12 protein-coding genes are annotated in these 14527 nt (G+C 66.0%); 7 read left to right on the forward strand and 5 right to left on the reverse strand.

The genetic code is table 11. From position 1 onward, the window contains the following. Position 1: 1 nt before the first annotated feature. Positions 2-778, reverse strand: coding sequence for an IclR family transcriptional regulator (locus IFT57_RS23610; protein WP_192152856.1), 777 nt, complete (start codon positions 776-778; stop codon positions 2-4). A 114-nt stretch (positions 779-892) separates the two neighbouring features. Here IFT57_RS23610 and IFT57_RS23615 point away from each other — a divergent pair, with 114 nt between their 5' ends. The 5 genes from IFT57_RS23615 (at position 893) to dld (ending at position 7022) form a co-directional block, all read left to right on the forward strand. Beyond that, positions 893-2416, forward strand: a complete 1524-nt coding sequence (locus IFT57_RS23615; RefSeq protein ID WP_342030377.1) for an MFS transporter — start codon at positions 893-895, stop codon at positions 2414-2416. Between the two features lie 8 nt (positions 2417-2424). After that, positions 2425-3453, forward strand: coding sequence for an HlyD family secretion protein (locus IFT57_RS23620; RefSeq protein ID WP_244657415.1), 1029 nt, complete (start codon positions 2425-2427; stop codon positions 3451-3453). A 1-nt stretch (position 3454) separates the two neighbouring features. After that, positions 3455-4861, forward strand: coding sequence for an efflux transporter outer membrane subunit (locus IFT57_RS23625; protein WP_192152857.1), 1407 nt, complete (start codon positions 3455-3457; stop codon positions 4859-4861). Positions 4862-4926: 65 nt separating this feature from the next. Beyond that, on the forward strand, positions 4927-5343 hold the full coding sequence (locus tag IFT57_RS23630) for a RidA family protein (protein WP_192152858.1): 417 nt from the start codon (positions 4927-4929) through the stop codon (positions 5341-5343). Further along, positions 5340-7022 (forward strand): D-lactate dehydrogenase, encoded by a 1683-nt coding sequence (gene dld, locus IFT57_RS23635; protein ID WP_192152859.1) that lies wholly within the window; start codon positions 5340-5342, stop codon positions 7020-7022. The genes IFT57_RS23630 and dld overlap by 4 nt, the downstream gene beginning before the upstream one ends. A 477-nt stretch (positions 7023-7499) precedes the next feature. Here the strand turns inward: dld and IFT57_RS23640 are convergent, their stop codons facing one another. From IFT57_RS23640 to IFT57_RS23655, 4 genes are read right to left on the reverse strand one after another with little or no spacing between them, the layout of a single operon-like run. Beyond that, positions 7500-7910, reverse strand: a complete 411-nt coding sequence (locus IFT57_RS23640) for a PPC domain-containing DNA-binding protein (RefSeq protein WP_122714218.1) — start codon at positions 7908-7910, stop codon at positions 7500-7502. Then, entirely contained in the window at positions 7907-8458 is a 552-nt protein-coding gene (locus IFT57_RS23645; protein WP_122714217.1) for a hypothetical protein, read from the reverse strand. The genes IFT57_RS23640 and IFT57_RS23645 overlap by 4 nt, the downstream gene beginning before the upstream one ends. Further along, on the reverse strand, positions 8458-10035 hold the full coding sequence (locus IFT57_RS23650) for an acyl-CoA synthetase (protein ID WP_199869088.1): 1578 nt from the start codon (positions 10033-10035) through the stop codon (positions 8458-8460). The genes IFT57_RS23645 and IFT57_RS23650 overlap by 1 nt, the downstream gene beginning before the upstream one ends. Then, a complete protein-coding gene (locus IFT57_RS23655) occupies positions 10032-11201 on the reverse strand; it encodes an acetyl-CoA acetyltransferase (protein ID WP_122795607.1) in 1170 nt (389 codons plus the stop codon). Before IFT57_RS23655 ends, IFT57_RS23650 begins: the two co-directional genes overlap by 4 nt. Positions 11202-11613: 412 nt before the next feature. Here IFT57_RS23655 and IFT57_RS23660 point away from each other — a divergent pair, with 412 nt between their 5' ends. Further along, complete coding sequence (locus IFT57_RS23660) at positions 11614-12645, forward strand: TRAP transporter substrate-binding protein (protein ID WP_192152860.1); 1032 nt, start codon at positions 11614-11616, stop codon at positions 12643-12645. Continuing rightward, complete coding sequence (locus IFT57_RS23665; protein ID WP_199869089.1) at positions 12642-14525, forward strand: TRAP transporter large permease; 1884 nt, start codon at positions 12642-12644, stop codon at positions 14523-14525. The genes IFT57_RS23660 and IFT57_RS23665 overlap by 4 nt, the downstream gene beginning before the upstream one ends. Positions 14526-14527 lie beyond the last annotated feature (2 nt).

The following is a 14527-nucleotide window of genomic DNA, read 5'->3' on the forward strand; positions in this document are numbered from 1 at the left end:
TTCAAATTGACGACGTCTCGTCTGGGCGCAGGCCTGCGCCCAAGGCGCGCGTCAAAGTCTGGCGGGTCTCGAACAACGCCTGGCGAAACGCCTCATGCTGAGCCTCGACCCGCCATACCGGACCAACCAGCGCCAGGGCGTACTGCCCTTGCGAGGTCTGCAGGGCCACGGCCATGGCACCAACGCCCATCATGTGCTCATTGGCGTCGCAGGCATAGTCGCGCGCGCGGACCTCAGCCAGTTGTTCAAGCAGGTGCGGCAGGTCCGGCGTGCTCGGCGTGAGCGGCTCGAGCACCGGGCCGAGCAGTTGCACTACGGCTTCGTCGCTCATCTTGGCCAGCAGCGCCTTGCCCCCCGACGTCGCGTAGACACTGAGAAAGCTGCCGGAGGAGGGCGCCACGCGCAGCGGCTGCGGCGACACCACCGAGTGCAGCAGCATCAGATGGGTGCCGTTGCGGTTGACCAGCACCGATGTTTCTCCGGTGCGCTCGGTGATTGCCTCCATATAGGGGCGTACCTGCTGGATGATGTCGACATGGCTGTTGGAGGCCAGGCGCATCAAGGCCGGGCCCAGGCATACGCCACCGGCGCCATGCACCTTGAGCAGCTCTTCGTGGGCCAGGGCGTCGACCAGCCGCTGCACCGTGGAGCGGGGCAAGTCGATGCGCCTGGCGATCGCCCCCAGGCTCAGACCGTCCGGTTCGCTTTCGAGGCAGCGCAGGATAGCCGCTGCCCGGGAAATGACTTGAATGCCGTTGCGATCATTGTCGCTGCTCATGCAATTTGCCTTTTGTATCGCTGATCGGTACAGTGTATCGCATTAGTCACCGAGCCAACAGGTTACCGAGCCAACAGTCAGCCTGTCGTTGGTTGCCGCCAGCAGGATCTCTTTGTGTCCCCATCTTCACCTCCGGCCCCGGCCCCTTTCGGCGGGCGTCTGGCGCTCGGTCTGATCGGCGTATTGATCGCCGCGCTGACGTCCGGCATCAATGACCGTGTCACCGACATCACCTTGGCCGACCTGCTGGGCATCTACGGCTTTGGCCACGATGAAGGCAGCTGGATCAGTTCCGCCTACGCGGCAGCCGAGGTGTCGGCGATGCTGCTGGCGCCCTGGCTGGCGGTGACGTTTTCGCTGCGCCGCTTCGCCATCGTGGTCACTGTGGCCTTCGCCGGCTTCGGCGCACTGTGCCCGTTTGCGCCCAACCTGGAAAGCCTGCTGCTGCTGCGCGTGCTTCAGGGCCTTGCCGGAGGGGCGCTGCCGCCGCTGCTGATGACCGCCGCGCTGCGTTTTCTGCCTTGGCACATCAAGTTATACGGGCTGTCGGCCTATGCGCTTACCGCCACCTTCGGGCCGAACCTGGCGATGCCGCTCGCCGCAATGTGGACCGAGGGCGGTGACTGGCGCATGGTGTTCTGGCAGATCATCCCGGCCTGCCTCATCGGCGCCGCTTGCATTGCCTATGGCCTGCCTCAGGATCCTCTGCGCCTGGAGCGCTTCAGGCAGGCCGACTGGCGCGGTGCCTTGCTGGGCACCGCGGGCATCAGCATGCTGATCATCGGCCTGACCCAGGGCGAACGGCTGGACTGGCTCGAGTCGCCCTTGATCGCTTTGCTGCTGATCGGCGCCGGCGTCTGCCTGCCGCTGTTTCTGCTCAACGAGTGGTTTCACCCGCTGCCACTGTTCAAACTGCAGTTGCTGGCGCGGCGCAACTTCGCTTTCGGCATCACCACGCTGTGCCTGTTTCTGTTCGTCGGCATGGCCGGCAGCGCGATTCCGGCAGGCTACCTGACCCACATCCAGGGCTACCGGCCGCTGCAGACCATGCCCACCGCACTGTGCATCGCCTTGCCGCAACTGCTTGTCGCGCCACTGGTAGCGTTTGTCATCAACCGCAACTGGGTGGATTCGCGCTATGTGATGGCGGCCGGTTTCGGCCTGCTGACCCTGGCCCTGCTGGGTGGCTCGCAGATCACCGGTGAATGGATCCGCGACGACTTCTATCTGTTGCAGGCCCTGCACACGTTCGGCCAGCCGATGGTGGTGGTGCCGTTGCTGATGATCGCCACCGGCGTGATTCATCCGCTGGAGGGTCCGTTCGCCTCGTCCATGGTCAACACCTTACGCGGGCTGTCTTCAGTGGTGGCCGGCGTGGTGCTGGAAAATTTCGTCACCGCCCGCGAGCACTTGCACTCCAACACCTTGCTCGACCAGGTCGGCAACAGCTACCAGAGCCTGTTGCCCCTCTATGGCGAACCAGCCGCCGAGATGGCCGGTCGGGTGCGCGCGCAGGCATTCGTGCTCAGCTACAGCGACGCGTTCCTGGCGCTGCTGGCCTTCATCGCCGTGCTGCTGGTGGTGTTGGTGACCCTGCCCAAGCGCGCCTATCCACCGCAACCCCCGGTACCGTCATGAAACCCGTTATGAACAACCGAACCGCTGTATCCCTTATTGGCGCCGCCATCCTCGTCTGCGCGGCCTATGGCCTTTATCACGTGCTGCACAGCGATGGTGTGCAGCGCACCGACGATGCCTACATCCGCGCCGACTCGGTGCTGGTGGCGCCACGGGTGGCCGGAGTGGTCACCGAGGTGCTGGTGCAGGACAACCAATCGGTCCAGGCCGGGCAGTTGCTCGCGCGGCTGGACGAGCGGGACTACGCGGCCTCGGTCGCAGCCGCCCACGCCAATGTCAGTGCCGCACGGGCGCAGGTGAAGAATCTGCGCGCCAGCATCGAGCGTCAGGCGGCCGTGATCGACCAGGCCAGCGCCGCGACCCGTGCCACCGCCGCTTCGCTGAAGTTTGCCCAGGCCAACGCCCAGCGTTACCGCAACCTGTCCCAGGCCGGCGCCGGCACCCAGGAAGAGCGGCAAAAGGCCGAGGCCGAGCTGCAGGGCTGGGAGGCCTCGCGTGATCGCGATGCGGCCTCGCGGGTCGCGGCCCAGCGCACCCTGGACGTGCTCAAGGCCGAACTGGAAGTGGCCGAGGCAGCAGTGGACAAGGATCGCTCGGCATTGCAGCAGGCCGAGCTGAACCTGTCGTACACGCAGATTCTGGCACCCGCCGATGGCATGATCGGCCAGCGCTCGGTGCGTGTGGGCGCCTACGTCGCGCCCGGCCGACCCCTGCTGGCCCTGGTGCCCCTGCACCAAGCGTTCGTGGTCGCCAACTTCCGCGAAACCCAGTTGGCGCACATGCACGCCAGGCAGCGCGTGGAGATTCGTGTCGACAGCATCCCCGACCAGGTTTTCCGCGGCCACATCGACAGCGTGGCACCGGCCACCGGCCTGTCGTTCGCGCCGATCAGCCCGGACAACGCTACCGGCAATTTCACCAAGGTGGTGCAGCGCATCCCGGTCAAGGTGGTGTTCGAGGCCGACCAACCGCACCTTGAGCGTCTGCGGGTCGGCCTGTCGGTGGTCGCGTCGGTAGATACCACCCAGGAGCCGTGAAATGAAACGTGCATTGCTGGTTTTCGCCCTGAGCAGCCTGGGCGCCTGCAGCGTCGGCCCGGACTTCCATCGTCCTCGGGCAGCGCTGCCAACCCACTGGCAGGACAGCGCCGGGACGCGCGCCGATGCAGCGCTGGACGCCGCCTGGTGGCAGCAGCTGGGTGACCCGCAACTGACCGCGCTGGTCACCCGCGCGGCCAAGGCCAACCTGGACATCCGCTCGGCAGGCAACCGCGTGCAGCAGAGCCAGGCCCTGCGCCAGGTCAGCGGCAGCCAGCAATTGCCCGGGCTCAGTGCGCGCGGTGGCTACCAGCGCGAGCGCAACAGTGGCGAGGGGTTGAACGATCCGTCCGGCCAGAACGGCCGGGCCCCTTTCGAACTGTGGAGCGGGGCGCTCGACGCCAGTTGGGAAGTGGACCTCTGGGGCCATGTCCAGCGCAGCGTGGAGATGGCCGAGGCCGACGTCCAGTTCAGCCAGGCCGAGCGCGATGCGGTCGGCTTGAGTATTGCGGCGCGCACCGCCACCGATTACATCCGCCTGCGCGGCGTGCAGGCACGCCTGGCGGTGGCGCGGCAGAACCTGGAAATAGCCCGGCAAAGCCAGCGTCTGACGCAGACCCGGTACGACAACGGCGTCACCACCAACCTGGACACTGCCAACGCTGCCGCACTGGTGGCAACCATCGAAGCCTCGCTGCCGATGCTGCAGGCGCAACAGGACCGCTTGATCAACGCCCTGAGCTACCTGCTGGCGGAACCGCCCCGGGCTTTGGCCGACGAACTGCGCACCCCGCAAGCCATTCCCAACCCCGCCCCGGACGTGCCCATGGGGGTGCCCTCGGAGCTGGCGCGGCGGCGGCCCGACATCCAGCGCAGCGAAGCCGCGCTGCACCGGGCCACGGCGGCCATCGGCGTGGCCAAGGCGGATTTCTATCCGCGGGTCAGCCTGGGCGCCAGCTTCGGTTTTCAGGCGCTGGCCGGCTCGGACCTGGGCGGCTGGGATTCACGCAGCTGGTCGCTCGGCCCCAGCCTGTACCTGCCGATCTTCCAGGGTGGGCGACTGACCGGCACCCTCGAGCTGCGCGAGCACCAGCAGCAGCAAGCGGCGCTGGACTACCAACGGGTGGTGCTGGCGGCCTGGCACGAGGTCGACGATGCCATGAGCGACTATGCCGCCGAACAGCAGCACCACGCGGCGCTGGGCGAGGCAGTGCGGCAGAACACCGTGGCCCTGGGCACTGCCCGCGACCGCTACAATCAGGGCGCCACCGACTTCATCAACGTGCTGGGTGTACAGCGCGCGCTGCTGGCCACGCAAACCCAGTTGGTCGACAGTGCCACCGCGGCGGCGATCGACCGTGTGCGTCTGTATCGGGCTCTCGGTGGGGGCTGGCCGAAAGACGCCTGAAGAAGCCGCGATGTGCCCGGCCAGCCGTGCTAGGGTAAGGTCTGTCAGCCAACAGGAGCCTGCCCATGCCCGACCTCGCCCCGCTCACGCTCAGCAACCCGCCCGGCCTTTTCGATCCGGCGCCCTATGGTTACTCCCATGTGGCCCAGGTCGCCGCTGGCAGCAAGTTGCTGTTCATCGCAGGCCAGGGCGGTGAAAGCCTGGACAGCAGCATTTCCCCGGACTTCGAGCTGCAGGTCGGGCAGGCCCTGGCCAACCTGCGCACCGCGCTGGCTTCGGTCGGTGCCGATTATTGCCACGTCGCCAAGCTGACCGTGCTGGTGGTCGACCACGACCACGAGCGCCTGGCCATCTGGAGCGACACCCTGCGCGAGGCGTGGGGCGGCGAGATGACCCCCGCCTGCACGTTGATCCCGGTGCCGCGCCTGGCCCTGGACGGCATGCTCATCGAAGTCGATGCGGTCGCGGTGGTGCCGCAATGAGCGAGTTGATCAGCGCACTGCGCGGCATCGTCGGCGCCACCCACGTGCTGACCGAGTCGGCCGAGACCGAACGCTTCCGCCAGGGCTTTCGCTTCGGCAGCGGCAACGCGCTGGCCGTGGTCCGCCCCGGCTCACTGCTGGAGCAGTGGCAGGTGGTCAAGGCCTGCGTGGCGGCGGACGTGATCGTCATCATGCAGGCGGCAAACACCGGCCTGACCGGGGGCTCCACCCCCGATGGCGGCTACGACCGCGAAGTGGTGATCATCAGTACCCTGCGCATGCGCACGGTGCACGTGATCGAAGAAGGCCGCCAGGTCATCTGTTTTCCCGGTTCCACCCTCGATCAGCTGGAAAAGGTCCTCAAGCCGCTGGGCCGCGAGCCCCATTCGGTGATCGGTTCTTCGTGCATCGGGGCCTCGGTGTTCGGCGGAGTCTGCAACAATTCCGGCGGCTCGCTGGTACGTCGCGGCCCGGCCTATACGCAGATGGCCGTGTATGCCCAGCTCGGCGCGGACGGCACCTTGCAGCTGGTCAACCACCTGGGCGTGGAGCTGGGCGATACGCCCGAGCAGATCCTCGACAACCTCGACGCCCAGCGCTACACCGCCGCCGACATCAAGGCCGATGCCGGGCTCGGTTCCGACCATGGCTATGCCGCCTATGTGCGCGAGGTCGACGCGCCCACCCCGGCGCGCTTCAACGCCGACCACCAGCGCCTGCACGAGGCCAGCGGCAGTGCCGGCAAGCTGGCGGTGTTCGCCGTGCGCCTGGACACCTTCGCCGCCGAGCGCGACACCGCCGTGTTCTACATCGGCAGCAACGACACCGCCGACCTCACGCAGATTCGCCGGCACATGCTCGAGCAGTTCGACGAACTGCCGATCGCCGGCGAGTACATGCACCGCGACGCCTACGACGTGGCTGCCGAGTATGGCAAGGACACCTTCCTGATGATCCATCACCTGGGCACGCAGCGCCTGCCCAGGATGTTCGCCCTCAAGAGCCGTGCCGACACCTTTCTCAAACGCTTTCCCTGGCTGCGCGCGAACCTGGCCGACCGGGTGCTGCAGGTCGCCGCGCGCTGCTTCCCCGATCACCTGCCACCGCGCATCCGCGATTTTCGGCAGCGTTACGAGCATTACCTGATGCTCAAGGTGTCAGCCGGCTCGGTGGCGCCTACCCAGAAGATGCTGGATGAACTGTTTGCCGGGCGCGAGGGGGATTTCTTCCGTTGTACTGCAGAGGAGGGCAGCAAGGCCTTCCTGCATCGATTCGCCGCTGCCGGCGCGGCGGTTCGCTATCGCGCGGTGCATGACCGTGAAGTAGAGGACATCGTGGCCCTGGACATCGCCCTGGCACGCAACGATCGGCAGTGGTTCGAGACGCTGCCCGACGACATCGAGCAGCAGATGATCGTCAAGCTGTACTACGGGCATTTCTTCTGCCACGTGTTCCACCAGGACTACATCCTGCGCAAGGGCAGCGACTGCCTGGCGGTGGAACATCGCATGTGGGCACTGCTCGACGAACGCGGCGCCGAGTACCCGGCAGAGCACAACGTCGGCCATCTGTACCCGGCCAAGCCGGCGCTCAAGGCCTTCTACCAGCAGCTGGATCCGTGCAACGCCTTCAATCCGGGCGTCGGCCAGACGTCCAAGTGTCGCCACTGGCAGGAGTGACAGCACGGCAAACCCGAGAGTGCGCAGAACCCTGTAGGAGCGGCCCGTGGCCGCGAAGGGTTGACGCGGTCGGCCTGACCCACCGCGATGGCCTTTTCGCGGCCGATGACCGCTCCTACAGTGACCCGAGCGTGCGCAGAACCCTGTAGGAGCGGTCCGTGGCCGCGAAAGGTTGACGCGGTATGCCTGGCACACCGCATTGGCCTTTTCGCGGCCGATGACCGCTCCTACGGGGAACCGGAGACCGCGCAGGACCCTGTAGGAGCGGTCCGTGGCCGCGAAGGGTTGACGTGGTCGGCCTGACCCACCGCGATGGCCTTTTCGCGGCCGATGACCGCTCCTACGGGGAACCGAAAACCGCGCAGGACCCTGTAGGAGCGGTCCGTGGCCGCGAAAGGCTGACGCGGTACGCCTGGCACACCGCAGTGGCCTTTTCGCGGCCGAAGACCGCTCCTACGTGAGGGCCACGGGGGGACGTCAGTCCGGCAGCCACTCCTGCAGGGTCAGCTCGACGGTGATGAACGACAGGTTGCGACCGCGCTCCAGCCGTCCGGCGAAGATGTTGCCGTCGGCGTCCGCTACCACAGCCTGCAGGCGGCTTTCGCCGATGACGATCTCGCCGCTGATGCTCAGAATTTCCACCCCCGGCCCAGGCACGTTCAGGGTCTTCATGCCGTGCCGGCCCAGATAGCCCAGCTGTGCATCGATCAGGCTGCCCAGCCCGCCGCGAATCACGGCCAGGGCGATCCCGTGACTGGCGCACAGCGCCTCGGCGCTTTCAACGATGTCTTCGTTGGGTTTGAGCCGGGCGACCACGAGTCGGCCCAGGCGGCCGGTCTGGATGCTGGAAGCAGACAGGTCGGGTTCGAGTACGGCACTGGCGTTCATGAGGCCTCCTGGTCGATCGGGTGCAACAGATTGAAGTGGGTTTCGGCGTCGGGCTGTGCCTGGTAGGCGACCTGATCGAACAGGCACAGGCGGATCACCAGGTTTTCGCTGCCGACCACCAGTTTGTCGAGCACCAGATGGCCACCGTGCTGCTGCCCGTCGCGATCCAGGAATCCGGCGTGGCAATGCAGCAACGGCATGTTCTGCGCATCGCGGCCCACGGTGATGGCGCCGCTTATGAACGTGATGTAGCCGTCCAGTACCACCGGCGCCCCGTAGTCGTAGGGGCGCTCGGCCTTGTCGGTGACCACCATGCGGTGATAGCTCAGGTGCGCCGCGCCGCCACAGAGGATCCGCCCCACCGCACTGCCGTAGCGACGCCCGTGCAGGGCCGCGAGCAAACCTTCGGCAACGTTGCACGCCAATGGCAACACGATGCGCAACTCTTCACCCTGCGCCACGCTGCGGTCAAGCCGCCGTGGCTGCTGGGCTGGCCCGCCGTGGACGAACACCCGTACGCCGTCGCGCTGTTCGAAATGGGGGTTCATCAGGCCACCTCCTCGCGTTCCTGCAGCAGTGCGCGAATCTGCTTCTTGACGATCTTGCCGTAGCCGGACTTGGGCATGTCGTCCCAGCGCACGAATTGCTTGGGCCATTTGTAGCGAGCCAGGCGCGGCTCCAGATGGGCCAGCAACTGCTCGTCACTGACCGGGCCGGTGGTGACGATCACCGCGCAGCCGCATTCACCCCATTTCGCGTCCGGCATGCCCAGCACGGCCACCTCGTTGACCGCAGGGTGGGTCAGCAGGGCTTCCTCGACCTCGCGCGGGTAGACGTTGGAACCGCCGGAAATGTACATGTCCGAGGCCCGGCCGGTGATGAACAGGTAGCCGTGCTCGTCGACGTGGCCCAGGTCGCCGGTGTGGAACCAGCCGTGCTTGAAGCAGCTGGCGTTGGCCTCCGGGTTGTTGTAGTAGCCGCTGAACACCGCCGGGCCGCGCACGCAGATCTCGCCATCCTCGCCGGTCGCCAGTTCCTTGCCCGACTCGTCGAGAATCGCCACCTGCATGCCGGTGCGTGGATAGCCGCAGCTGCCGACCTTGGCTGCCGGCGAATCCTCGGCATCGTGGCAATCGGCAGGCAGCACGGTGATATTGCCGGTGACTTCGCCCAGGCCGTAATACTGCACCAGCACCTTACCCAGCTTGCGCAGGGCGTGGCATTGATCGGCGCGGTACATCGGCGCGCCGGCATAGATCACCTGGCGCAGGCTGCTGTGGTCGTAGCGGTCGACGGCCGGGTCTTCGGTGAGCATCTTGACGATGGTCGGCACAGCGAACAGGTTGTCCACCTGGTGTTCCTGCACCAGGCGCCAGGCTTCGTCGCAATCCAGTCGATCGCCGGCCGGCAGCACGCAGGCCGCGCCGCGTGCGACGTTGACCAGCGCATGGATGCCGGCGCCATGGGACAACGGCGCCAGCACCAGTGAACGCGAATGCTGGGTAAGGCTGGGCATCAGGTCGGCGATGTGGTTGTTGATGACGAAGGCCATCTGCCCGTGAGTGAGTACCCCGGCCTTGGGGTGGCCGGTGGTGCCAGAGGTGTAGAAAAACCACAGCGGGTCATGGTAATTCACGTCGGCGGGGCGGAAACCGCTGGCGTGCGGCGCGCCTTCGTCCAGCAACTGACCGTAGCTGAGTTCGCCTTCGCGGGGTTCACCAAGGGCGATCACCTGCACCAGCGCCGGCGACTGGGCGCGTACCGCATCCACGTAATGGGCCAGCCCTTCGTCGTAGAGCATGGCCACCGCACCGCTGGAACTGCCCAGATACGCCGCCTCGGGCGGGGTGATGCGCACATTGGTCGGCACCCATACCGCGCCCAGCCGGAATGCCACCCAGGCGCTCTCGAACAGCGGCAGGTTGTTGCGCGAATGCACCAGCAACTTGTCGCCCTTGCCCAGCCCGCGTGCGCGCAGTGCGGCGGCGACGCTGTCGACCCGCTGCGAAATGCTGCGCCAGGTGTGCACCTGGTCACCGCGGATGAACCCCGGTGCATCCGGGTAGCGGCGGGCAATCTGGTTGAGCAGTTCGCCCAGGTTCATCACATTGTCGATGCCGGTCATTGCACGCGCTCCAGAATGCTCACGTAGTTGGTCACCGCGGCGCCGCCCATGTTGAACACGCCGGCGCGGTCGGCCTTGGCCAATTGCATGTCGCCGGCCTGGCCGCTGAGCTGCATGGCCGCCATCACGTGCATCGACACGCCGGTGGCGCCGATCGGGTGGCCCTTGGACTTGAGCCCGCCGGAAGGATTGATCGGCAGCCGGCCGTCCTTGCGGCTGATGCCCTCGGCGATCACCCGCGCGCCCTGGCCGCGTTCGGCCAGGCCCATGGCTTCGTATTCGAGCAGTTCGGCAATGGTGAAGCAGTCGTGGGTCTCCACCAGCGACAGGTCGGCCAGGCTCAGGCCAGCGGTGCCCAGCGCCTGCTGCCAGGCACGCGCTGCGCCTTCGAAGAAGGTCGGGTCGCGGCGCGACAACGGCAGGTAGTCGTTGACCTGCACCGCGGCGCGGAAACTCACCGCCTGGCCACGGCCGGGCGCATGGTCGTCGCGACTGATGACCAGGGCGGCCGCGCCGTCGGTGATCAGCGAGCAATCGGTGCGCTTGAGTGGCCCGGCCACGAACGGATTCTTTGCCGACGGCTCGCGGCAGAATTCATAGCCCAGGTCGCGACGCATGTGTGCATAGGGGTTCAACGCGCCGTTGGCGTGGTTCTTCGCGGCGATCATCGCCAGCGCGTCCGACTGGTCGCCGTAGCGGTCGAAATAGGTCTGGGCAATGGTGCCGAACACCCCGGCGAAGCCGCCCTCGATCTGTGCTTCCTCCTTGGCGTAGCAGCACTTGAGCAGGATCTTGCCGACTTCGTCCGTGGGCAGCGTGTTCATCTTCTCGAAGCCCACCACCAGCGCGTGGCGCGCCTGGCCGGAGAGCACTGCCTGCAACGCCGAATGGATCGCCGCCGAGCCGGTGGAGCAAGCGTTCTCCACGCGCACCGAAGGGGTGAAGCGCAGGGCCGGAATGTGGTTGGCGAGCAGGGCGGAGGGGAAATCCTGGTAGAGAAAGCCGGCGTTGAAATGGCCGACGTGGACCGAATCGATCTGTTCGGCGTCCAGCCCGGCATGCTCGAGCGCTGCCACGGCCGCATCGGCCATCATCTGCTCGGGGTCGAGCTGGTCGAATTTGCCGAAGGGGGAGTGGTACCAACCGCTGATGACTGGCGAACCCATGAGGTCTTTCCTCGAATGAAATCTGGATTGATGTTGTTTGCCAAGGTCGATAGCAAGAGCGGTGCCAAGGGCCTGAAACGCCGGCCCGTGGCGGGCTGGCTGTTACCGTGGCGAGGTGTCGTGTCGCCACAGGTGTCGCTTCGCTTGCGGCAGGCGACACCTGCGGGAGACACCTGTTACATCAGGCTGGACTGCGCTTGAGGCGTGAAACGTGCGGATACATTCGAGTCGGTACAGATTTGTCCAGGCAAAACAGCAGCTTGTGCACTGCCGGTCGCTTGAAGATGCGGTTTTTCAACAGGGCGGGCAGGGGTGGCACCCGATTTGCTTTCTCACCCTGCATCCCCAGCGCCAGCCACGGCAGCCCGGTCGTAAAACCGGTCAATAAAAACAAGAAGGTCAGGAGAGCTACATGAGTGATTTCTCGCGCCGCAGTTTCATCAAGACCGCCACCCTCGCATCGGCGGCGGTCGCAGCCACTGGCCTGGGCTTGTACAGCTCGAAAAGCCAGGCGGCAGACTTCAAGCTCAAGTTCGCCAACAACCTGCCCATGATTCACCCGATGAACGTCCGGGCGCGGGAAATGGCCAAGGCGATCAAGGAAGAGACCGACGGCGCGGTGCAGATCCAGGTGTTCCCCAGCAGCCAGTTGGGCAGCGATACCGACACCCTGGCCCAGGTGCGCTCCGGCGCAGTGGACATGTTTGCCCTGTCGCCAGTGATCCTCGGCACCCTGGTGCCCTCGGTACAGATCAGCGCCGTGGGCTTCGCCTTCAAGGACTACGACCAGGTCTGGAGTGCGATGGACGGCGAGCTGGGCGCCCATGTCCGCGGCGAGATCGCCAAGACCGAGACCCTGTTCGCCTTCGACAAGATCTGGGACAACGGCTTTCGCGTCACCACCACCAGTACCCGTCCGGTGCTCAAGCCCGAAGACCTGGTCGGCATGAAGCTGCGCGTGCCGCCCAGCCCGATCATCATGTCGATCTTCAAGGCGTTCGATGCGGCGCCCACCAGCATCAACTTCGCCGAGGTGTATTCGGCCCTGCAGACCCGCATCGTCGAAGGTCAGGAAAACCCGCTGACGCTGGTGTCGTCGGCCAAGCTCTATGAAGTGCAGAAGTATTGCTCGCTGACCAATCACGTGTGGGACGGCTTCTGGATGCTCGGCAACAGCAAGTCGTTCGCCCGCTTGCCGGCGGACATGCAGGCGGTGGTGCGCAAGCACGTCGATGCCGCGGTGATGAACCAGCGCGCCGACCTGGCGGCCTTGCAGGGGAGTATCCGCGACACCCTCAAGGAAAAGGGCCTGGAGCTGGCCGACACCGAGCCGCAGGCGTTCCGCGAGAAGCTGCGCAGCGCCAACTACTACGCCGACTGGCATGAGAAGTTCGGCGAAGCGGCGTGGTCCATCCTCGAAAAATACTCCGGGAAGCTGGCATGATGAGCGCCGAGGCGATGCCGGTCGAAAACGCTGCCATGCCCCTGCCGGCCCGGGCGCTCACCTGCCTCAACCGCGGCGCCATGCGCGTGGTCGAGGTGCTTGCCGTAGCCTTGATGCTGGTCGAGACCTGTGTACTGCTGGCCGGCGTGGTCTCGCGCTACGTGTTTCACAACCCACTGGTGTGGACCGATGAGCTGGCCTCGTCGCTGTTCATCTGGCTGGCCATGTTCGGCGCGGTGCTGGCCCTGGACCGCGGCGAGCACATGCGCATGTCGGCGCTGGTGAACAAGCTGCCACCGGCCTGGCGGGGTTTCAGCGAAACCCTGTCGGCGCTGATCGTGGTGCTGTTCGTGGCCATGATCATCACCCCGGCGATGGTCCACTCCCACGAGCAGATGGCGATCACTACCCCAGCGCTGGGCATCCCCGACGGGGTGCGCGCGGCAGCGTTGCCGGTCGGCGCCATGCTCATGCTGCTGGCAGCGGTGTCCCGCATGGCGCGCTACTCCACGCTGCGCCAGTTCGTTGCCGGCGTCGCCGTGGTCGCGGTAGTCGGCGGCACGCTGTGGCTGTCCCAGCCGCTGCTGGCGGAGATCGGCAACTACAACCTGGTGGTGTTCTTCCTGGTGCTGCTGGGCGCCTGCGTGTTCGGTGGCATCCCGATCGCGTTCGCCTTCGGCACCGCGACCATGGCGTATCTGGCGCTGGCCACCCATGCACCGTTGTCCATCGTGGTCGGGCGCATGGACGAGGGCATGTCGCACATGGTCCTACTCGCCGTGCCGCTGTTCGTCCTGCTGGGGGTAGTGTTGCAACTGTCGGGCATGGCCCGCACCTTGATCGATTTCATGGCCTCGCTGCTGGGGCACGTTCGCGGTGGCCTGCAATACGTGCTGCTCGGCGCGATGTTCCTGGTATCGGGAATCTCCGGCTCCAAGGTGGCCGACATGGCCGCGGTAGCGCCGGCGCTGTTCCCGGAAATGAAGAAGCGCGGCTCCGAGCCGGAAGAACTGGCCGCCTTGCTGGCTGCCACCGGTGCCATGACCGAGACCATTCCCCCCAGCCTGGTGCTGATCACCATCGGTGCGGTGTGCAGTGTCTCGATCACCGCGTTGTTCATCGGCGGGCTGATGCCGGCGGTGGTGGCCACCGTGGTCATCGCCATCGTCTGCTGGTGGCGCTCGCGCAAAGAAGTCATGCCCACCGTCAAGCGTGCACCGATGTCGGTGGTCGCCAAAACGTTCATGATCGCCTTGCCGGCCCTAGCGTTGCCGCTGCTGATCCGCGTGGCCGTGCTCGAGGGTGCGGCGACTGCCACCGAGGTGTCGACCATCGGCGTGGCCTATGTGGTGCTGGTGGGGCTGGTGATGCACCTGTTCATGCGCCACATCGAGTTCCGCAAGGTCTACCCGATGATGATCGAAGCTGCGGCGCTGTCCGGGGCAATCCTGTTGATCATCGGCATGGCTTCGGCGATGGCCTGGGCACTGACCCAGTCGGGCTTCTCGGCCAACCTGGTCGACCTGATCAGCGAGATACCGGGCGGGGCGATCGGCTTCATGTTCGTCACCATCGTGACTTTCCTGATCCTGGGCAGCGTGCTCGAAGGCATTCCGGCCATCGTGCTGTTTGGCCCCTTGATGTTCCCGTTGGCCGAAATGCTCGGCATCCACCCGGTGCACTACGCCATGGTGGTGATCCTGGCCATGGGCATCGGCCTGTTCGCGCCGCCGTTGGGGGTGGGTTTCTACGCTGCCTGTGCCATCAGCAAGACGCCGTCCGACCACGTCATCCGGCGTGTCTGGGGGTACTTGGCGGCACTGGTGGTGGCCTTGGTCATCGTTGCCTGTTTCCCGTGGATTTCCATCGGTTTCCTTTAAGA

The organism is Pseudomonas sp. CFBP 13719 (genome assembly GCF_014842095.1).
GTDB lineage: Bacteria > Pseudomonadota > Gammaproteobacteria > Pseudomonadales > Pseudomonadaceae > Aquipseudomonas.